Annotated in this window: 17 protein-coding genes; 3 read left to right on the top strand and 14 right to left on the bottom strand. The window is 65.5% G+C overall.

From position 1 onward, the window contains the following. Nucleotides 1-63: 63 nt before the first annotated feature. Nucleotides 64-1,077, bottom strand: coding sequence for a sugar ABC transporter substrate-binding protein (locus NFX52_RS06630; RefSeq protein ID WP_055393061.1), 1,014 nt, complete (start codon nucleotides 1,075-1,077; stop codon nucleotides 64-66). 136 nt (nucleotides 1,078-1,213) lie between these two features. Between NFX52_RS06630 and NFX52_RS06635 the strand changes: the two genes are divergently transcribed. After that, nucleotides 1,214-2,272 carry a PfkB family carbohydrate kinase gene (locus NFX52_RS06635; protein WP_055393060.1) on the top strand — a complete coding sequence of 353 codons (1,059 nt, stop codon included), beginning with the start codon at nucleotides 1,214-1,216 and terminating at the stop codon, nucleotides 2,270-2,272. A 3-nt stretch (nucleotides 2,273-2,275) separates the two neighbouring features. Here the strand turns inward: NFX52_RS06635 and NFX52_RS06640 are convergent, their stop codons facing one another. The 6 genes from NFX52_RS06640 to uvrA form a co-directional block, all read right to left on the bottom strand. Then, a complete protein-coding gene (locus NFX52_RS06640) occupies nucleotides 2,276-3,793 on the bottom strand; it encodes an NYN domain-containing protein (protein ID WP_055393059.1) in 1,518 nt (505 codons plus the stop codon). Nucleotides 3,794-3,865: 72 nt separating this feature from the next. Then, the gene (locus tag NFX52_RS06645) at nucleotides 3,866-4,828 is read right to left on the bottom strand and encodes a Bug family tripartite tricarboxylate transporter substrate binding protein (protein ID WP_055393058.1); all 963 of its coding nucleotides are present in this window, start codon (nucleotides 4,826-4,828) and stop codon (nucleotides 3,866-3,868) included. Nucleotides 4,829-4,993: 165 nt separating this feature from the next. Next, entirely contained in the window at nucleotides 4,994-5,425 is a 432-nt protein-coding gene (locus NFX52_RS06650) for an Lrp/AsnC family transcriptional regulator (protein WP_055393104.1), read from the bottom strand. Nucleotides 5,426-5,603: 178 nt separating this feature from the next. After that, entirely contained in the window at nucleotides 5,604-5,960 is a 357-nt protein-coding gene (locus NFX52_RS06655) for a hypothetical protein (RefSeq protein WP_055393056.1), read from the bottom strand. A gap of 201 nt (nucleotides 5,961-6,161) precedes the next feature. Beyond that, nucleotides 6,162-6,668, bottom strand: coding sequence for a hypothetical protein (locus NFX52_RS06660; protein ID WP_055393055.1), 507 nt, complete (start codon nucleotides 6,666-6,668; stop codon nucleotides 6,162-6,164). A 194-nt stretch (nucleotides 6,669-6,862) separates the two neighbouring features. Beyond that, complete coding sequence (gene uvrA, locus NFX52_RS06665) at nucleotides 6,863-12,736, bottom strand: excinuclease ABC subunit UvrA (RefSeq protein ID WP_055393054.1); 5,874 nt, start codon at nucleotides 12,734-12,736, stop codon at nucleotides 6,863-6,865. Between the two features lie 183 nt (nucleotides 12,737-12,919). Between uvrA and NFX52_RS06670 the strand changes: the two genes are divergently transcribed. After that, nucleotides 12,920-14,035, top strand: coding sequence for an ABC transporter substrate-binding protein (locus NFX52_RS06670; RefSeq protein ID WP_055393053.1), 1,116 nt, complete (start codon nucleotides 12,920-12,922; stop codon nucleotides 14,033-14,035). 129 nt (nucleotides 14,036-14,164) lie between these two features. Beyond that, entirely contained in the window at nucleotides 14,165-15,286 is a 1,122-nt protein-coding gene (locus tag NFX52_RS06675) for an ABC transporter substrate-binding protein (RefSeq protein ID WP_055393052.1), read from the top strand. 165 nt (nucleotides 15,287-15,451) lie between these two features. Here the strand turns inward: NFX52_RS06675 and NFX52_RS06680 are convergent, their stop codons facing one another. The 7 genes from NFX52_RS06680 to NFX52_RS06710 all read right to left on the bottom strand — a co-directional run bounded on the left by NFX52_RS06680 (nucleotide 15,452) and on the right by NFX52_RS06710 (nucleotide 21,160). Further along, complete coding sequence (locus NFX52_RS06680) at nucleotides 15,452-15,643, bottom strand: hypothetical protein (protein WP_055393051.1); 192 nt, start codon at nucleotides 15,641-15,643, stop codon at nucleotides 15,452-15,454. 147 nt (nucleotides 15,644-15,790) lie between these two features. Further along, entirely contained in the window at nucleotides 15,791-17,452 is a 1,662-nt protein-coding gene (locus NFX52_RS06685; RefSeq protein ID WP_055393050.1) for an MFS transporter, read from the bottom strand. 174 nt (nucleotides 17,453-17,626) lie between these two features. Beyond that, a complete protein-coding gene (locus tag NFX52_RS06690; protein WP_055393049.1) occupies nucleotides 17,627-18,280 on the bottom strand; it encodes a 2-hydroxychromene-2-carboxylate isomerase in 654 nt (217 codons plus the stop codon). A 3-nt stretch (nucleotides 18,281-18,283) separates the two neighbouring features. Continuing rightward, nucleotides 18,284-18,556, bottom strand: coding sequence for a DUF1289 domain-containing protein (locus NFX52_RS06695; protein ID WP_055393047.1), 273 nt, complete (start codon nucleotides 18,554-18,556; stop codon nucleotides 18,284-18,286). Further along, nucleotides 18,553-19,071 (bottom strand): YbaK/EbsC family protein, encoded by a 519-nt coding sequence (locus tag NFX52_RS06700; RefSeq protein ID WP_055393041.1) that lies wholly within the window; start codon nucleotides 19,069-19,071, stop codon nucleotides 18,553-18,555. Before NFX52_RS06700 ends, NFX52_RS06695 begins: the two co-directional genes overlap by 4 nt. A gap of 165 nt (nucleotides 19,072-19,236) precedes the next feature. Then, entirely contained in the window at nucleotides 19,237-20,145 is a 909-nt protein-coding gene (locus NFX52_RS06705) for a hydroxymethylglutaryl-CoA lyase (protein WP_055393039.1), read from the bottom strand. Nucleotides 20,146-20,242: 97 nt separating this feature from the next. Continuing rightward, a complete protein-coding gene (locus NFX52_RS06710; RefSeq protein WP_055393037.1) occupies nucleotides 20,243-21,160 on the bottom strand; it encodes a LysR family transcriptional regulator in 918 nt (305 codons plus the stop codon). Nucleotides 21,161-21,200: the final 40 nt, after the last annotated feature.

Below are 21,200 nucleotides of genomic sequence, written 5' to 3' on the forward strand. Positions count from 1 at the left end.
GACAAAGGGGACGCTCAGGCAGGCCCGTTGCGACTTGCCTGGCGCCTATTCAGCAGAGGCGGCTTACTTGGCGCCCCAGCACAGGTCGGTGCCGGTCTTCACATCCTTGCTGTCCACGCCCGCCAGGGGCTTGGCAGCGATCAGCGTCACACCGGTGTCGGTGTAGCCGCTGACCTTCTTGCCGGTCTTGGCGTATTCCACGCCTGCCGCCACGCCCATCGCGGCCATGCGCAGTGGGTACTGCTGGCTGGTGGCGGCGATCACACCCTTGCCCACGTCGGCAATGCCCGCACAGCCACCGTCCACCGAGACGACGAGCACGTTCTTCTCCTTGCCTGCGGCCTTGAGCGCGTTGTAGGCACCGGCGGCAGCGGGCTCGTTGATGGTGTAGACGATGTTGATGTCAGGGTTCTTCTGCAAGCAGTTTTCCATGCCGGTCTGGCCCTTGGCGCGGTCGCCAAAGCTGTCGGCCATGCAGACCACTTCGGCGGGGCGCGACAGCTCATTGCTCTTGGCATCGTTGGCCTGCAGACCAAAGCCCTTCAGGAAGCCGTTGTGCCGCTGTGCGCCCACCGGGTGGCCGGGGAACAGGTCCAGCGTGGCAATCACGGGCTTCTTGCCTGCAGCGGCGGCCTTGGCGTACTGGCCGATCAGCTCGCCGGCCTTGTAGTTGTCGGTGGCAAACAGCGCGTCGGTCGCATCCATGGGCTCGGTGGGACTGTCGAGCGCAATCACCATCACGCCGCGCGCCTGCGCCTTCTTGATCGCGGGCACGATGGCCTTGGCGTCGCTGGGGGTGATGAGGATGGTCTTGGCACCGGCGGCGATCAGGTTCTCCATGGCCGTGACCTGGCCCGCGTTGTCGCCATCGGTCTTGCCTGCGGCCGACACCAGCTTGGCACCCAGCTTCTTGGCCTCGGCCGTGGCGCCCTCTTTCATCTTCACGAAGAAGGGGTTGGTCTCGGTCTTGGTGATGAGGCCGATGACGGGCTCGGATGTCTGCGCCTGGGCCAGGCCACAGGCCAGGGCGCCGGTGAGGGCAAGGGCAGAAAGCGCAAAGGCGGGGGTGCGTTGCATGGTGTTGTCTCCGGGTGTTGGGATGGCAGATTCCTGTCGGCCCCGTGCTGCGCGGCTGGCAGGTGAACCACTCTTGTCGGGTGGATGGGATCGAACTATAGTGGCCGACGAGTTAATAAATCAAGTGGATTTACTTATGGTTTTCCCTATCCAGTCCCCCGACTCCAGCCCCGCCCACACCGCACCGCCGCTGCGCGTGGCCACGGCGGGCGAGGCCTTGTTTGACCTGATCGAAGAGCCCGATGGCCGCCTCAAGCCCTGCGCAGGCGGCGCGGTCTACAACCTCACGCGCGCGCTGGGCCTGCAGGGCGTGGGCACGCAGTACCTCAACCCGCTGTCGAGCGACCTGCTGGGGCGGCAGCTGGCGCGCGGCCTGCACGAAGCGGGCGTGGCCCTGGCAGCGCCCGCGCCGGTGCGTGCGCCCAGCGCGCTGGCCCTGGCCGCGCTGGATGCCGCGGGCAAGGCGAGCTACAGCTTCTACCGCGACGGCGTGGCCGACCGCCAGGTGACCGCTGCTGCGCTGATTGCCGCCTGCGCTGCTTTGCCCGACTTGCTGGTGGTGGCCACGGGCTGCCTGGCGCTGGTGGCACAGGACGCTGCCGTTTACCAGCCCTGGCTGGCAGCGCAGCGCGCAGCCGGCCGCATGGTGGTGGTGGATGCCAACCTGCGCCTGTCGGCCGTGGACGATGCCGATGCCTACCGCGCCAACGTGATGGCTGCGCTGCAGCACGCCCACCTCATCAAGGTGAGCGACGATGACCTGGAGGCGCTGGCCGTTCCGGGCGCCAACGCATTGGAACGCGCCCACTGTTTGCAGCAGCAAACACCGGCGCAATGGCTTGCCCTGACCCTGGGGCCGGAAGGTGCCTGGCTGCTGCAACGCGACGGCTTGGCCGTGCATGCGCGCGAAGAAGCGCCGATCACGGTGGTGGACACGGTCGGTGCGGGCGACTGTTTTCTGGCGGGTTTGATCACCGCCTGGCTGGCAGGGCCTGAGCGGGGCGAAGAAGCCCTGACCTTGCGCCCGGGTGGCCTGACGGCGCCCATTTCGGAGGCCCGGCTGCGCGCCGTGCTGCACCATGCGCTGGCCAGCGCCAGCCACTGTGTGGAGCGGGCGGGCTGCACGCCGCCCCGCTACGAAGAAGTGCAAGAGCGGCTGGCGTTGCGGCGCTCAGCGACCGCAGCGGGCCAGTAACACTTACTCGGCGGGTTTGGCGGCCGGCTTGCGGGTCCGGCTGCGCGGACGGGGAGCGGCCGCCTTGGTGGGAGCCGCGCCTTGTGCCTCACCGGCTGGTGCCTCGGCCGCAGAAGCCGATGCCTCGGCACCTGTAGCACCGCCCGCATCCGCCACGGCACGCGCGCCACGCGCTCGGGGCGTGGCAGCAGTCTTGGGGGCGCTGGCCGCTGGCTTGGCACCTCCTCCACTGCGGGCGCGGCTGCGGCGAGGGGCTGCAGGCTCGGCACCATCGTTCTCAGCAGGCAACTGATCTGCCGGGGCCTCGGAGCCATCCAACGCTTCGGCGCGCGCATCCTGCTCAGGGCTGCTGTCGATCACCCGCTCCAATGGCTCGGCCTCGTGGGCCACTGGCTGGCTGAAATAGCGGCTGGCCGGACGCTCTGACGGCACATCCGCCTGCTCAGACGCCAGTGGCTCCTGGTTCGAGTCATTGCGCGGCTCGCTGCGCTGCGTGGAGCGTGTGTCTGGGCGGTCTGCGCCCTCACCGCGACGCCCTCGGCTGCGGCCCGATGGGCCGTGCCCTTCGCCACTGTCAGAACGCAGATCGGGTGCCGTCGCCACCGCATGAAAGTCATGCCGCGTGGCGCCGCCCTGGCTGGCTCGCTCACCGGCTCCTTCAGGCCGCGCGGGCGCGGCGGCGGCAGTCGGCCCACCATGGCTGCGGAACACATACGCACCCGATTTTTCATCGCGCCCAAACTCCAGCAGCCCACGCGCCTGCGCTTCCTCCAGCAGGTTGCCAAAGGTGCGGAAGCCATACCGGCCTTCGCTGAAATCGGGCTTGCGACGCTTGATGGCCTCCTTGAGCACCGAGGCCCAGATCTTGCCGGTGTCGCCGCGCTCGGACAGCAGGGCTTCAAACGTTTCGGCCGCCAGCTCCACGCCCTGGGTCCGGCGCGTGTCCTGGCTTTCCTTTCGGCTGCGCTCCTCCTCGGGGCTGCGGCGGGGCGCGGGCGGTGGGTTGCTGCCTGGGGCCTGGCGGCGGGCCTGCGCGCGCTGGTTCTCGCGGACCAGGTCGTCGTAAAAGATGAACTCGTCGCAGTTGGCGATGAGCAGGTCCGACGTGGACTGCTTGACGCCCACACCGATCACCTGCTTGTTGTTCTCGCGCAGCTTGGACACCAGCGGCGAGAAGTCCGAGTCGCCGCTGATGATGACGAAGGTGTTGACGTGCGACTTGGTGTAGCAGAGGTCCAGCGCGTCCACCACCAGGCGGATGTCGGCTGAGTTTTTGCCCGACTGGCGCACATGGGGGATCTCGATCAGCTCGAAATTCGCCTCATGCATGGTGGCCTTGAAGCCCTTGTAGCGCTCCCAGTCGCAATAGGCCTTCTTGACCACGATGGAGCCCTTGAGCAGCAGGCGCTCCAGGATGGGCTTGATGTCGAACTTTTCGTACTGCGCATCGCGCACGCCCAGAGCGACGTTTTCAAAGTCGCAGAACAGGGCCATGCTGATGCTGTCGGAGGGGGATGCCATATCGTGTGTGAGTTCCGTTCAATGCTGCGGATCATCACACGGAACGCATTGCACCCTCCGAAGGGAGTGGCCTCAGGTGGGTTTGGCCAAGCCCAGTTTCTCTACCAGCGCCTTCTCGCGCGTGAACGTGTCCTGCGCAAACTTCTTGTACGCCGCCGTGCTCATGTACATCGGCACCATGTCATAGCGCGCCAGGGCCGTGCGATAGCTCTCTTGCTCCATGGCCTGCTTGAAGGCATCGTGCAGGCGCTTGACCACCGCATCGGGTGTGCCCTTGGGCGCACCGATGCCAAAGGGCGAGTTCTGCACCAGGTTCAGCCCCAGCTCCTTGAGCGTGGGCGCATCGGGGAACTTGGCCAGGCGCTCGGCACCCCAGGTGTTGAGCACGCGCAGCTTGCCAGCCTCGACCTGCGGTGCAAAACCGGTGGAGTCGGCAGCCGCCATGATCTGCCCGCCCAGGATGGACTGCATCAGGTCGGCGCTGCCCTTGTAGGGCACGTGCAGCAACTCCAGGCCCAGCTGCTGGGCGATGAGTTCCATCGTAAGGTGCGGGCTGGTCATGGTGCCGGTGGAGCCGTAGCTGAGCTTGCCAGGGTTGGCCTTGGCCCAGGCCACGAAGTGCGTCCAGGTCTTGAGCGGCGAGTCGGCGGGCACCACCAGGCCAAACGCGTAGCCTGTGACGTTGAGCACGTAGCTGATGTCTTTGACCGGGTCCCAGTTGATCTTGGTGGTGTAAGGGAGGCGGAACACGCCCAGCGGAATCTGCGCGACGGTGTAACCGTCAGCTGGCGAGGTCTGCAGCGCTTGAGCAGGCAAGGTGCCGCCCGCGCCGGGCTTGTTTTCGACAATGACGGTCTGCCCAAGGATCTTGCTGGCGTTGTCTGCCAACGCGCGCATGGTGATGTCGGTGGGGCCGCCGGCCGGGAAGGCGATGATCAGCTTGATGGGTTTGTTGGGAAAGCTCTGGGCCTGCGCCAGGAACGCGGGGGCGGCGAGGCTGGCGGCTCCCCATTGGATGATCTGGCGACGTTGCATGGCGAAGCTCCTCAAAACGAAAGACAAAAGATTCGCTCATTGGACTGCAGCCCCTCGCGCGGGGCATGCAGGAAACCCCCTAGCCTCTGTCACCAAGGCGGCAGCGCGGCTGGGGCAGGATGGTTCCCGCAACGCGCCGGCAGCGCGCAACACCGCAGGCGTTTGTCACACTTTGTACGTGGACAGCAGCAGGCTGGTTTCCGTGTTGGCAATGCCCGGCGTGAGGCGGATGCGGCCCAGCGCCGCATCGAAGGCCTCCAGGCTTTCGGCGCGCACCTCGGCCACGATGTCCCAGCGGCCGTTGGTGGTGTGCAGGGTGCCCACCGTGGGCTCACCGCGCAGCGCATGGATGACAGCGGGCGCCGCATTGCCCTCGACCGCGATGCTCATCCACGCACGGATGCGCTGGGGCTCCGAATCGGGCCGCAGCCGCACGGTATAGCCGACGATGACACCGCCCTCCTCCATCTTGTGCAAGCGGTTCTGAACGGTGCCGCGCGATACACGCAGCTTCTGCGCCAGCGTGGCCACGGGGGTGCGTGCGTCGGCGCGCAGGATGCTGAGGATTTCGCGGTCGGTGTCGTCCAGTTTGGTCATGGCAGGCTCTGTAGCTGGCAGTTCGGCAATTTTCTGTGCATTGTGGCCCTGCAAGCTGGCACGGGCATTTCTTCCGCCCGGCGCAACGCGGACGACTTCTCACGCTGAATCTGGATCAAGAAGGCCGGCAGCGCCCGTCTAAAAAGCATCAAACGCTATCAAAACCATAGCTCCTGCATCACAACGAATCCGTGGGATGCGAGGCCTGCGCATCCAGCCGCGCATCACAACCCACGCCCGATGCGATCCAGCGCCGGGCCAGCGCAGACAGTGCGCGCACAGCCCAGGGATGGGACAGGCCAGTGACACCACCGGGGTCGGCCACCATGCCACACCAATAGCGCTGGTCGGCATCGCTCCAGCGCAGGGCCGTGCAGACCCCCTTGCGGCGCCGTGAAACCAGCATCCCCAGCGGGCAGGGCTCCGCCAGGCAGCACAGCCCACAGCCGTTGCAGGGTGCGCCTTCTGCGGGCTTGGCGGGTGCTGCGGGATGCAGCCACACCACGGTGGGGTGAGCAGGCAGTTGTTCGGGCATGGGGGTGCAAAGGGAACATGCGCGAGCGGCAAATGCCCCCCGCGCTCCACGGTGCATTGTGCGGCCCCATTACCGCCGCGCGACTGGCTGCACGACCACAGGCCCCAACAAAAAAGCCCCCGCTGCGATCACAGCGGGGGCCAAACCGGTCGAAGGGACCGGGATGGAGACAAGTAAAGAGGGAATGAAACTGCCGCCGGATCAGCAGCCCAGCGGCCGGTTCGGGCGCATGGGCACGATGCCGGTGACGCGCAGGGTGGCGTTCGAGCCATCCGTGGCTGTCAGCGTTTTTCCGCTGAAGCGCACCTGGTCGCTCTCGCGTACCACCGCCGTGTCAGTCGGCTCGCCGCTGGCGTATTCCTTGCCATCAAAGGTCAGGAAGACCTGGTGCAGGCCCGTCGCATCGGGGCGATACCGGATGTCGCCAAAGGCGGTGGCCGAAGAACCCACCTTGTTGGCCCCGTCAAAGCGGAAAGCACACAATTCGGGCACCGAGCCGATGGGGTTTTCCTTGTCCACGCCGGTGAGGTTCAACGTGCCGTTGCCGTACACACCGTTAAGACCGTCCACCGTAGCGCTGGTCACGGTCAGCACACCGGGTTCGTTGCTGGGTGTTGGGTCATCGTCATTGCCGCCGCCGCAGGCGACCAGCAGCACAGAAGCAGCCGCGAGGGCAGTACAGGTCTTGAGGAAATGAAAAGCGTTCATGGTGATGGGCGTCCGTAGATGTGGATGGAAGGTGGGGAGCCGATCCCCTGCAACCCATCGTAGGAAGCCCACCCCGCGCAGCGCGTGCGCCATGTTCCGCGTTGTGCGTAGGACATGGGCCGACAGGGGTGTGCGCCAAACCAATGGCTGGCATGGAGCCACCCCGCCTCTGCCGCCCGCACCGCTCACGTATCTCAGCGCGCCAACACCGCCGCCAGCGCCTTTCCAGTATGTGTGCCCGCCGCCACCACGTCCTCAGGTGTTGCTGCAGCCACAATGCGCCCGCCCGCGTTGCCGCCCTCCGGCCCCAGGTCCAGAATCCAGTCGGCCTCAGCGATCACATCCAGGTCGTGCTCGATCACGATCACACTGTGGCCGCCATCCACCAGGCGGTGCAGCACGCGGATGAGCTTGTCCACATCGGCCATGTGCAGGCCTACCGTGGGCTCGTCCAACACATACAACGTGTGCGGCGCCTTCTGGCCCCGACGGCCCACCTCGTCGCGCACCTTGGTCAGCTCGGTCACCAGCTTGATGCGCTGCGCTTCTCCGCCGGAGAGCGTGGGCGACGGCTGCCCCAGCGTGAGGTAGCCCAGGCCCACGTCCTGCAAGAGCTGCAGCGGGTGCGCAATGCTGGGCATGGTGGCGAAGAAGCCCACGGCCTCGTCCACCTCCATCTGCAGTACGTCGCCAATGCTCTTGCCGCGCCAGGTCACGGCCAGCGTTTCGGGGTTGAAGCGCGCGCCGTGGCAGGTCTCGCAGGGTACCTTCACATCGGGCAAGAAGCTCATCTCAATGGTGCGCACGCCCGCACCTTCGCAGCTTGGGCAGCGGCCTTCGCCGGTGTTGAAGCTGAAGCGCCCGGCCGCGTAGCCACGGGCCTTGGCCTCCAGCGTTTCAGCGAACAGCTTGCGGATGGTGTCCCAGAAGCCGATGTAGGTGGCGGGGCAGGAGCGTGGCGTTTTGCCGATCGGCGTCTGGTCCACTTCGAGCACGCGGTCAATGCTCTCGAAGCCCGACAGGCCCGTGCAACCGACCAGGGGCGGCGCCTTGCCTGCATCCATCGCATCGCGCCCGGCCTTGGTACTGCGCTGCTGCACCCAGGCCTGCACGTTGGCCAGCAGCACGTCGCGCGCCAGGGTGGACTTGCCCGAACCGCTCACGCCCGTCACCGCCACCAGACGGTGCAGCGGCACGGTGGCCGTCACGTTCTGCAGGTTGTGCAACTGCGCGCCATGCACCGTAAGCCAGCGCATGGCGGCACGTTCCTTGGCCTCGGTCAGCGCGTATGCAGCCAGCGATGCGGCCTGGGCCGCGCGCTTCTTGACGGCAGCGCTCTGTCGGCCGGTAGGCGCCGCAGCTTCGGCACGGGCAAAGGCGGCCGTGGCCTCGGCACTGACCTCGCTGGCCGACATGCTGCGGCGCAGCTGCAGCGGATGCTTCATGGCGTGCAGCAGGTAGCGGCCGGTTTGCGAATCTTCGGCGCCCGTGATGTCGGCCACGCTGCCTTGCGCCACCAGGCGCCCGCCGCGTTTGCCCGCGCTGGGGCCAATGTCGATGATGTGGTCGGCGCGGCGGATGGTGTCTTCGTCGTGCTCCACCACCACCAGCGTGTTGCCCTTGTCACCCAGCTTGTGCAGGGCGTTGAGCAGGATCTGGTTGTCGCGCGCATGCAGGCCAATGGTGGGCTCGTCGAGCACGTAGCACACGCCCTGCAGGTTGCTGCCCAGCTGCGCGGCCAGGCGGATGCGCTGGGCCTCGCCACCGCTGAGCGTGGGCGCGCCCCGGTCGAGCGTGAGGTAGCCCAGGCCCACTTCTTCGAGGAATTCGAGGCGGCTCTGGATCTCGGGCACCAAGTCGCGGGCGATGTCGCCTTCACGCTGGGTCATGCCGCCTTCGATGCGCAGGGTCTCGATCCAGCGGCGCACATCCGTCACCGACAGCGCGGCGATTTCGGTGATGCCCACGCCTGCAAACTTCACAGCGCGGGCTGTGGCGTTCAGACGCGTGCCGTGGCATGTGGGGCAAGCGGTGTCCTGCAAATCTTCCACCTCGGGCTCGGCAAAGGTCTGCTCGCGGCCCTTTTCCTTGTCGTCTTGTACCGAGTCGTCAAACACCTTGCGCTGGTCCTTGGTGAGCTTGACGCCGGTGCCCACGCAGTCGGGGCACCAGCCATGCTTGCTGTTGTACGAGAACAGGCGCGGGTCCAGCTCGGCATAGCTGGTGGCGCACACCGGGCAGGCACGCTTGGTCGAAAAGGCTTGCAGATGGCCAATACCGGCCGTGGGCAAGCCGCCCTCCATGGCCGCAGCCAGCGTGTCGATGCTGCTCAGCACATGCACCACGCCCTTGCCGTGCGTGAGCGCGTCGGCCAGTGCCTTGCGGAGCTGGGCTTCGTTCTCGGGCGACACGTCGATGCTGGCCACGGGCAGCTCAATGGTGTGCTCCTTGAAGCGGTCAATGCGCGGGAAGTTGGTGGTGGGCAAGAAGTTGCCATCCACGCGCAGGTGCGTGTAGCCGCGCGGGCGGGCCCAGTCGGCCAGCTCGGTATAGACGCCCTTGCGGTTCATCACCAGCGGCGCAAGCAGACCGATGTGCTGGCCACGGAACTGCGTGAGCAATTGCGCGGCGATGCTCTCGGGCGTTTGCGGCTGCACGGCGGCGCCGTCTTTGGTGCAGTGCTGCGTGCCGAGCTTGACGTACAGCAGGCGCAGGAAGTGCCACACCTCCGTCGTCGTGCCCACGGTGGACTTGCGCCCGCCGCGCGACAGGCGCTGCTCGATAGCCACGGTGGGCGGGATGCCGTAGACCGCATCCACCTCGGGCCGACCCGCGGGCTGCACGATGGAACGCGCATAGGCGTTGAGTGATTCGAGGTAACGCCGCTGGCCTTCGTTGAACAGGATGTCGAACGCCAGCGTGGACTTGCCCGAGCCGCTCACGCCTGTGACCACATTGAACTTTCCACGCGGGATGTCCACGCTCAGGTTCTTGAGGTTGTGCTCCTTGGCGTTGACAATTTCAATGGCGTTTTTGGCCGCTGGCGCTTTATCCATAAGCGCAAGGCGCTCTGATTTTCGTAGCACCGCAGCTTTTTCGTGCACCGAGTGGCCGCCCACGCCCAGCGCCAGTTCGTAGTCGCGCAGTGCCTGCCCGGTGTGCGAGGTGGCATGCGCCCGCACGTCTTCAGGCGTGCCCTCGGCCACGATGAGGCCGCCTGCATAGCCGCCCTCGGGGCCCAGGTCGATGAGCCAGTCGCTGGCGCGGATCACATCGAGGTTGTGCTCGATGACAATGAGCGAGTGCCCCGCATCGATGAGCTTGCGCAGCGCGCGCATCAACTTGGCAATGTCGTCAAAGTGCAGGCCCGTGGTGGGCTCGTCAAACAAGAACAGCGTGCCTTTGCGGGCGACGGACTGGCGCGATTTGGATGCGCTGCGCGCAGCCTCCGCCAGAAAGCCTGCAAGCTTGAGGCGCTGCGCCTCGCCGCCTGACAAGGTCGGCACGGGCTGGCCCAACGCCACATATTCGAGCCCTACATCCACGATGGGCTGCAGCGCGCGGATCACATCGCGGTCGCCCGCAAACAGGTCGGCCGCCTCGGCCACCGTGAGAGCCAACACGTCGGCCACATTCAACGTCCGACCACCACGCTCGATGGTGATCTCCAGGATCTCGGGCCGGTAACGCTTGCCGTCGCAGTCCGGGCAGCGCAGGTACACGTCGCTCAGGAACTGCATCTCCACATGCTCAAAGCCCGAGCCGCCACAGGTCGGGCAGCGCCCATCGCCGCTGTTGAAGCTGAACTTGCTGGCCGTGTAGCTGCGCTGCTTCGACAGCGGCGCCACGGCAAACAGTTCGCGGATGCTGTCCCACGCGCCCACGTAGCTCACGGGGTTGGATCGAGCGGTTTTCCCGATGGGGGATTGATCGACAAACACGACATCCGACAGATGGTCGGCGCCCAGCATGCGGTCGTGCGCACCGGGCGTGTCGGTGGCCTTGCCAAAGTGGCGCAGCAGTGCGGGGGCCAGTACGTCCTGGATCAGGCTCGACTTGCCCGAGCCACTGACACCGGTCACGGTGACCAGGCGCTGCAGCGGGAACTCCACCGACACGTTCTGCAGGTTGTGCTCGCGTGCGCCCTCCAGAATGAGGCGAGGCGTCGATTCCGTCACCATGCGCTTGAACCCAAAACCCACGTGCTTGCGCCCACCCAGGTAGGCGCCGGTCAGCGTGTCGGCGTTGCGCAAATCGGCCGTGGAGCCGTCGAACACAATCTGCCCGCCCAGGCGCCCCGGGCCAGGGCCCATGTCGATCATGCGGTCAGCTGCCAGCATCACGGCCGGGTCGTGCTCCACCACCACCAGGGTGTTTCCCGCATCGCGCAGGCGCAGCATGGCCTCGGTGATGCGGTGCATGTCGCGCGGGTGCAGGCCAATGCTGGGCTCGTCGAGCACGAACAGTGTGTTGACGAGCGATGTGCCCAGCGCGGTGGTGAGGTTGATGCGCTGCACCTCGCCGCCGCTCAGCGTGCGGCTTTGCCGGTCGAGCGTGAGGTAGCCAATGCCCACATCGCACAGGTACTTGAGGCGCGTGGTGATTTCTTCGTGCAGCAGTTTGAGCGCTTGCGCATCGCCACCCTTGGCGTCGTCGCCCACCGGCAACTGCATGCGGTCAAAGAACTTTCGAAGGCGGTCGATGGGCAGCAGCATCAGGTCGTGCAGGCACAGGCCGGGCAGCGCTTCGAGCTGCTCGCGCGACCACGACACGCCTTCGGGCAGAAAACGTTTGCCGGGCTCCAGCACCGCATCGGCGTCTTCCTTGCGGCCGATGCGCCAGAGCAGGCTTTCGGTCTTGAGCCGCGCACCCGCGCAGGTGGGGCACGGCGTATAGCTGCGGTACTTGGACAAGAGCACGCGGATGTGCATCTTGTAGGCCTTGCTTTCGAGGTACTCGAAGAAGCGCTTGATGCCGTACCACTGCTTGCTCCACTGCCCGTCCTTGTAGCCCGGCGTGCCGCCGATCACCCACTTTTTCTGGTCGTCGGTCAGCTTGTACCAGGGCGTGTCGCGCGGGATGCCGGCCGTCTCGGCGTGGCGCATGAGGTCGTCCTGGGCCTCTTTCCACGCGGGAGTCTGGATGGTTTTGATCGCGCCAGCGCGCAGCGTGAGCTTGTCGTTGGGGATGACCAGGCCATAGTCCACCCCGATCACGCGGCCAAAACCCCGGCAGCTGTCGCAGGCGCCCACGGCGGAGTTGAACGAGAAGGCCGACGGAATAGGGTCGCTGTAGCGCAGGTCGCTGTCCGGGCAGTGCAGGCCCGTCGAAAACCTCCACAGCTCTGGCTCACCCTCCTCCACGAGACGATAGACATTCAAGCGCCCCGTGCCGCGCTTAAGCGCGACCTCGATGGCCTCGATCACACGCGCCTTCTCAGCATTGCCCAGCCGGAACCGGTCCGCGACCACATCCAGCACCTTGCGCGGCCCCGTGGGCGTGCCCACTTCGCGCTCCGCCTGCACCTTGGTGAAGCCGCTGGCGGACAGCCATTGCTCAACCTGCTCGGCCGACGTACCCCCAGGCAGCTCAACCGGAAACGTCAGGACGATGCGTGGGTCACCCGCCCCAGCGCAACGCGCGGCCAGCTCGGCGTAGATGGTTTCCGGCGTGTCATGCCGCACCGATTGCGCCGTCTGCTTGTCAAACAACTGGCCCGCGCGCGCAAACAACAGCTTCAGGTGGTCGTTCAGCTCCGTCATCGTGCCCACGGTGGAGCGGCTGGAACGCACGGGGTTGGTCTGGTCGATGGCAATGGCCGGGGGCACACCTTCGACCTTGTCCACAGCGGGCTTATCCATGCGGTCGAGGAACTGGCGCGCGTAGGCGCTGAAGGTCTCTACGTACCGGCGCTGGCCCTCGGCATACAACGTGTCGAACACCAAGCTCGATTTGCCCGAGCCGCTGGGGCCCGTGACCACCGTGAGCTCGCCGGTGCGGATGTCCAGGTCCAGGTTCTTGAGGTTGTGCTGGCGTGCGCCGCGGATACGGATCAGTCCCTGGGTCATGGAGGCAGTCTTTTTCGAGGGTGAGGCGGAACATTCTAGGCACCGCAGTGGCGCCCGTCCGGCCTTGCCGCAATACCCTTTGATTGCGGGTCTGCTGACAGGTGCTGTCACAACATCGGGTTATGCCGGTTCGCAAACAGGGCACATTTGTCTAGAGTAGCCAGTCAATCCAAGGAGACGACCATGTACAAATGGACACAATGGGGAGCCGCAGTCGCTCTGGCCGCCGCGCTGTGCGGCGCTGGTCATGCCCAGATCCTGATCGGGCAAACCGCCGGCTTCTCCGGGCAGGTGGCGGCAGGCGTGAAGGAAACCACCGACGGCGCCCTGCTCTATATCGATGCGGTCAACGCCAAGGGCGGCGTCAACGGCCAGAAGATCGAACTGACCTCGCTGGACGACAAGTTCGACCCCAAGCTGGCCGCAGAAAACGCGCGCAAGCTGATCGAGGAGAACAATGTGTCAGCGCTGTTCCTCACACGCGGCACGCCCCACACCGAGGCCATCGTTCCCCTGCTGGAAAAGCACGGCGTGGCACTGGTCGGCCCTTCCACGGGCGCCATGGTGCTGCACCAGCCCGTGCGCAAATACATCTTCAATGTGCGTGCCACCTACCAGCGCGAGGCAGAAAAGGCCATGACCCACCTGGCCTCCATGGGCATTACCCGCATTGCCGTGGTGTATGCCGACGACAGCTTTGGTGCCGATGGCGTGGCGGGGGCACAAAAGGGCCTGGCGGCGGCCAAGCTCACACCCGTGGTGCTGGAGAAGTTTGACCGTGCCAAGCCTGATTTCGCCCCGGTTGCGGCCAAAGTGGCCAAGGCAGACACCCAGGCCGTGCTGATGATTGCCTCCGGCTCTGCCGTGGTCGATGGCAGCAATGCGCTGCGCGCCGCAGGCTCTGCCGCACAGATCGTGACGCTGTCCAACAATGCCTCGGGCGGCTTCATCAAGAGCCTGGGCAACAACGCGCGCGGCGTGATCGTGACCCAGGTGTACCCCAATGAGCGCGCGGTGACCTACGCCATGGTCAAGGAAGCCCAGGAGCTGGCCCGGGCCAAGGGCTTGCAGGAGATCAGCCCCGCCATGCTCGAAGGTTTTGCAGCCGCCAAGGTGCTGGTGGAAGGGCTCAAGCGCGCCGGCCCCAAACCCAGCCGCGACAAGATCCACGCGGCCCTGGAAGGCATCAAGAAATTCGACCTGGGCGGGCTGGAGGTGAGCTACGGCCCAGACGACCACACGGGCCTGGACTTTGCCGACCTCTCCATCATTGGTACGGACGGCAGGTTCCGCCGCTAAGAGCCTTCCACCCGATGGCCATAGGTTGCGCAGGCCCGGCTCCGTCCGGGCCTACGTATTTCTACAGTTTATTTGTCACCGTTTGTATCTATATTGACGCCTCCAACAAACAGGCATCTTGGGACAAACATGAGATTGACACACTGGCTTCGCGGGGGCGCCACCCTGGCCTCCATCTTCGCAATGGTGGGCGCAGCCCACGGACAGATTCTCATTGGACAGACGGTGGGCATCACGGGCTCGGCAGCGGCCACGGTGGCCGAATCCATGCAGGGCGCGGCGCTCTACATTGATCACATCAACGCCCGGGGCGGTATCGCGGGGCAGAAGGTGGAGGTCATATCCCTGGACGACAAATTCGACCCCAAGCTGACCCTCGAAAACACCCGCATTCTGATTGAGGAAAAAGGCGTGATCGGGCTGTTCATGACACGGGGCACGCCCCACACCCAGGGCATCATGCCGCTGCTGGAGCAGCACGGCGTGCCGCTGGTCGGCCCCTCCACCGGCGCCATGGTGCTCCACCAGCCGGTGCACAAGTTCATCTTCAACGTGCGCGCGCCCTACCAGCGCGAGGTGGAAAAGGCCATCACCCACCTCAACACCCTGGGCATCAAGCGCATTGGCGTGGTGCATGTGGACGACACCTTTGGCGCAGATGGCCTGGCAGGTGCACAGCTGGGCTTCAAGGCCAACCAGCTGGAAGCCCTCTTTGTCGAGAAATTTGACCGTGCAAAGCCCGACTACAGCGCGATTGCACCGCGTGTGGCGCAAAAGCAGCCCCAGGCCGTGGTCTTCATCGGCACGGGCGCGGCGGTGGTGGACGGCATCAAGGCGCTGCGCGCTGCAGGGGTCACGGGGCAGATCGTGACACTGTCGAACAATGCCTCGGGCGGCTTTGTCAAACTGCTGGGCGACCAGGCCCGGGGGGTTGTGGTCACGCAGGTCTTTCCCTCCGAGCGGTCGGTGAACTACCCGGTGGTCAAGGAAGCCATGGAGCTGGCCCGCGCCAAGAACATTTCCGATCTCACGCCCGCGATGGTGGAGGGCTTCGTCAGCGCCAAGGTGCTGCTGGAAGGTATCAAACGCGCGGGCCCCAAGCCGGACCGCGCCAAGCTGCACACAGGCCTGGAGAGCATCAAGAAGTGGGACCTGGGTGGCGTGGAGCTGAGCTACGGCCCCACGGACCACAGCGGTCTGGTGTTCGCCGACCTTTCCATCATCGGGAGTGACGGGCGCTTCAAGCGATGACACCCTAAGAAACTGAGGCGCTGCGCGGGCTTTTGCCCTGCGCCACGCCAGGAGCGATAGGGGTGTGGAGTGTGCGGCCCACCGTGACGGCACCGCACAAAACAAAAGCCTGCGGCCTTTCGGCTGCAGGCTTTTTTTGATGGGCTCGGGATGAGGCCCGGCAGCTTACTGCGCGCTGGCCGCAGATGCTGGTGCCGACGCAGGCGCCGCTGCGGGTGCACTGGCAGCGGGTTCGGGCGCATGCACGGCATCTGCGCCGTGTTTTTCACCACCCATGTCGGCCTTGTCGCCCGCCGTGATGATCACGTACATCGACAACGCAGCAAACAAGACGAAGCCAACAACAATCTTCCACATATCAATATCTCCTGGGATGGGTTTGTTCAATCAAGGGGCCTGGCTGGCGCGCAGGGTTATGGGTTGTACTGGTGCGCGGACAAGCCCCTTGATGGAACACAGGGCCCGACCCTTGCGGGGCGGGCCCTGTACACCGGTCAGAACCGATCAGTCGTTGGCGTAGATGTCCACGTCCTTGGTTTCCTTGATGAACAGGCCACCGATCACCACCGTGGCACCGGCAATGATGATGGGGTACCACAGGCCGTTGTACATGTTGCCGGTCTGGGCCACGATGGCGAACGCCGTGGTGGGCAGCAGACCGCCGAACCAGCCGTTACCGATGTGGTACGGCAGGGACATCGACGTGTAGCGGATGCGGGTGGGGAACATTTCGACCAGCATGGCTGCAATGGGGCCGTACACCATGGTCACCAGCAGCACCAGGTAGGTCAGAATCACGGTGACCATGACCTTGTCGATGCGGGCAGGATCTGCCTTGGTGGGGTAGCCCGCAGCCTTCAGCGCATCGGCCACAGCCTTCTTGAACTCGCCATCTTTCTTCTTGGCTTCGTCAGCGGGCAGGCCCTTGCTGGTGTACGAGGCGATGACGGTTTCACCGATCTTGATGGAGGCGGGGGTGCCGGCGGCGCCCACAGCGTTCTCGTAGCTCACCGAAGCGCCAGCCAGCACCTGCTTGGCGATGTCGCACGAGCTGGTGAACTTGGAAGTGCCGGTGGGGTTGAACTGGAACGAGCATTCCTTGGGGTCTGCCGTAACGATCACCTGGTTCTTGGCCTGGGCTTCAGCCAGGGCGGGGTTGGCCGCCTTGGTCAGTGCGCCAAACACAGGGAAGTAGGTCAGCGCGGCCAGCAGACAGCCTGCCAGGATGATGGGCTTGCGGCCGATCTTGTCCGACAGCGAACCGAACACGATGAAGAACGGCGTGCCGATCAGCAGCGAGACGGCCACAAAGATGTTGGCGGTGGCGCCATCAACCTTCAGGGCTTGTGTCAGGAAGAACAGCGCATAGAACTGGCCCGAGTACCACACCACGGCCTGGCCGGCGGTCAAGCCTACCAGTGCCAGGATCACGATCTTCAGGTTCTTCCATTGGCCGAAGGACTCGGTCAGTGGGGCCTTGGAGGTCTTGCCCTCGGCCTTCATCTTCTGGAAGGCAGGCGATTCGTTCATCGACAGACGGATCCAGACCGAGATGGCCAGCAGCAGGATCGACACGATGAACGGGATGCGCCAGCCCCAGTCACCAAAGGCTTCTTCGCCCAGCACGGTGCGGGTGCCCAGAATCACCATCAGCGACAGGAATAGACCCAGCGTGGCCGTGGTCTGGATCCAGGCGGTGTAGGCGCCGCGTTTGCCGTGCGGAGCATGCTCGGCCACATAGGTGGCTGCGCCGCCGTACTCACCACCCAGCGCCAGGCCTTGCAGCAAGCGCAGGATGATCAGGATGACGGGGGCCGCCACACCGATGGAGGCATAGGTCGGCAAGATACCCACGATGAAGGTGGACAGGCCCATGATCAGGATGGTGACCAAGAACGTGTACTTGCGGCCGATCATGTCGCCCAGGCGGCCGAAGAAGATGGCGCCAAATGGCCGGACGATGAAGCCCGCAGCAAACGCCAGCAGCGCGAAGATGAAGGCAGAGCCCGCATCCAGTCCGCTGAAAAACTGCTTGGCGATGATGGCTGCGAGCGAGCCGTACAGGTAAAAGTCGTACCACTCAAAAACGGTGCCGAGCGACGAAGCGAAGATAACCTTGCGCTCTTCGGGCGACATCGGCCGCGGTGCGGGATGGATGGTTGCCATGGTGTCTAGTCTCCTATTGGTTGTGCAGACCGCACTGCGGCGGGCTGTACGCATTCTTGGAGATGGCACTGACCACGCTCTGACGCGAAACCAACAAGAGCTTTCATCAAACTGACCGCTCTCTGACAACTTAGGGAGAAACCCGCAGCACCTCTTTCAGCATCCGGAAACAGCTCAGGGCTTCGCGGGTAAACCCGATGGGAGCTGGCTGACAGCATTCCAGCCCGGGCCATCAAACCAGTCATCGCCCTCCAGGTAGGCGCGCAGCATGGGCAGGCTGTCGAGCCCCCAGAAAACCTTGCCGTCCACCACAAACGCAGGCACACCAAACACACCCGCCGCCTGCGCGGCCTCGGTGTTGGCGCGCAGCAGCGCCTTGGGGCCTTCGCTGTTCGCGTCATGCCCGGGGCGGATTTGCTCGGCCAGATCGGCCGCCAGCGCGGCAAGGCGCTCGGCGTCCAGCGCGTCGTGCCCGCCCTGCCACACATGGCGCAGCACGGTGCCCGCCACATAGCGGTTGATGCAACCGTCGTAGCTGCAGGCCAGCGCCTGGCGCAGCAAGGGCAGCGGGTTGAACGGGTGGCGTGCTGGCATCTGCAGCGGCGTGCCCTGCGCGTGGCCCAGCCAGGTCACGTGGCGGTAGGTCCAGGCGCGCTTGGGCGCAATGCCCGCGGGCCCCGGGTTGGCGTGCTGCTGCAGCAAAGCTCCCAGCAGCACCGGGCGGTATTCGACGCTGTAGCTCAGGTCCACCAGCGCCTCGGGCAGGCGCTCAAAGGCCAGCCAGGCGTAAGGCGAAATGAAGTCGAGGTAGAACGTGATGTGTTTCATGGCTCAGCCTTCTGCGCTTTCTGGCTGCACCGGCACGGCAATGCCCGCCCGGTCCAGCAGCTGCCGCCAGATGCCCCGCCGCAGGTGCGAGTCGGCACGCGACCAGATGCGGATCTCGTCGAGGGAGCGAAAGCAGCCCTCGCAGTGGCTGCGGTCGGGTGACATACGGCAGACCGAGATGCAGGGCGAGGGCACGGCCTCGGTGTTTTCAGCATCAAAATGACCGTCAGCGCTTATCTGCAAAGCGCGAACAGCTAGTAATTCAATAGCACTCATGCCGCAGACTCAGGTGCAACCACCTGCACCACATCCACCACGGGTGCACCCGTCAGCCGCTGAAGATCGCTGGGGTGCAGCGCAAACACACCATGCGGATGCCCCGCCGCCGCCCACACCACCTCAAAGCGCAGCAGGTCCTGGTCGATCAGCGTGACGGGCGGCGTGGCGTGCGCCACGGGCGACACACCGCCGATGGAAAAGCCCGTGCGGCTTTTCACGAAGTCGGCATCGGCGCGGCCGATCTTGCCGCCCACGTGGGCCTCCACCTTTTTCTCGTCCACCCGCCGGTCGCCCGAGGTGACCACCAGCACGGCCACATCGTCGCTCTTGCGGCGAAAGATGATGCTCTTGGCAATCTGCCCGACGGCAATGCCCAGCGCATCGGCCGCCTGCTGCGCGGTGCGCGCTGCGTCGTCCAGCATCTGCGGCCGGTGGGGGTGGCCCAGGGATTCCAGCGCTGCAGCCACGCGCTGCACACCTTCGGGCAGGTTTTTCAGTTCAGCTCCACACATCGTTTCTTACTCCGAAATCACAATCGTCCCGGGTATTTTGACCGCATGGTGCCAGCCCCGGCCGACGCGCCCGCTGCACGGGCCCTGCCGGACCAGCGGGCGCGCCCCTTCCGCACAGGGAGCGAGGCCGCTGAGATGCGTCAGCGTCTCAGCGGCAGTGGCCTATTACCCCGCACGTTTGGTCAACAGCGCGTTGGAAGCGCGGGAGTTGGGCTTGCGGCCCAGGAAATCGCTGATGTACGCGCCCGCGTCGATGAGCTTGTCGAGGTCGATGCCCGTCTCGATGCCCATGCCCTGCAGCATGTACACCACGTCTTCGGTGGCCACATTGCCGGTGGCTCCCTTGGCATAGGGGCAGCCGCCCAGCCCGGCCACGGACGACTGGAAGTTCCACACGCCCAGCTCCAGCGCGGCCAGCGTGTTGGACAGCGCCTGCCCGTAGGTGTCATGAAAGTGGCCCGACACGTCGTCGATGCCGAAGTGCTGCAACGTGGCCTCCAGCGCCTTCTGCACCTTGCGCGGTGTGCCCACGCCGATGGTGTCAGCCACGTCCACACGCTGCACGCCAATGCCCTTGAGCAGGCCCGCGAGGTACGCCACACGCTCAGGGGCAATGTCGCCTTCGTACGGGCAGCCCACGGTGCAGCTCATGGCGCCGCGCACACGGATGCCGGCGGCCAATGCCGCCTCTACAACGGGCGCAAAACGCTCAATGCTCTCGGCAATGCTGCAGTTGATGTTGCGCTGGCTGAAGGCCTCGCTGGCCGAGCCGAAGACAACGATCTCGTCGGGTTTGTCCAGCACGGCAGCCTCAAAGCCCTTGAGGTTGGGCGTGAGCACCGAATACGCGACGCCGCTCTGGCGGGTGATACCGGCCATCACCTCATGGTTGTCGGCCATCTGCGGCACCCACTTGGGACTGACGTAGCTGGTGACTTCGATCTCTTTCAGGCCCGCTTGCTGCAGGCGGTGCACCAGCTCGATCTTGACGGCGGCTGGGACTGGGGTCTTTTCGTTCTGCAGGCCGTCGCGGGGGCCAACGTCGATGAGGCGGACGCGGGAGGGAATGCTCATGGGGCTACCAAGGGTGGATCAACGAATCCGCCATTGTCTCGCCTGCGCCTCCACAGGGCCACCCCATATCGTGCCAGACCATTCGCCGGACGCGCCATCAGCCAGCCCGAGTGTGATCACCCTCGACCTCCTGCCGCAGCAGGGCCACCATGGCCTGCGCCGCCAGCGACAGCGGCCGCCCCCGGAGCGTGATCAGCCCGATGGGCCGGTGCAGCACGGGCGCCTTGAGCGCTCGCGTGACCACCTCGGGCCTGCGCACCACCTGGGCGGCCAGTTCGGGCAGCGCGCTCACGCCCAGCCCCGCAGCCACCATGGCCGCGATGGTGGCCAGGTGTTCCACCTCATAGCGCGGCGCAAAACGGATGCGGTGGGTCAGCAAGGCTTCTTCCGCATACTGCCGCACGCTGGTACCTGCGGGCATGGAGATGTGCGGCAGCTCGGCCACATCCGCCCAGGCAATGGCGCTGCGCCCTCGGGCCAGCGGGTGCGTGCGCCCCATCAACAGCACAAAGCGGTCGGACACCAGCGGGGTGTAGTCCAGGTCGGCATAGGCGGGGTTGGCAGCGGTGAGTGCAAAGTCCACGCGCCCGGCGCGCACCATGTCAAACGCCGGGCCGGCCAGGCTGTCAAACAGCTCCAGCTGCACGCCCGGATGCTGCACAGCAAACCGGGCAAACGCGCGCGGCACGGCCCCGGCGGCCAACGACGGCAGCGCCGCCAGCGCAATGCGGCCCACCTGCAGCTGCGCCACCTCCTGCACGCGGCGCACAGTCTCCTCCATCTGGTGGCGCAGAAACCGCGCCTGCTCCGCAAACACCTCGCCCGCCAGCGTGAGCTGCACCGTGCGCGTGGTGCGCTCGAACAGGCGCACATCCAGCATCTCCTCCAGCCGCGCCACCGTGCCCGACACCGCCGACTGCGACAGGTGCATCTGCAAGGCCGTGCGCCGAAAGCTCAGCGTCTCGGCCAGGGAGAGGAACACATCCACCTCGCGGGCAGACCAATTGATCTTCATAGCCGATCAGTCTATCGAAAAAGACGTCTGGACCGCGCAA

It is taken from the genome of Acidovorax facilis (assembly GCF_023913775.1).
Lineage (GTDB): Bacteria > Pseudomonadota > Gammaproteobacteria > Burkholderiales > Burkholderiaceae_C > Acidovorax > Acidovorax facilis.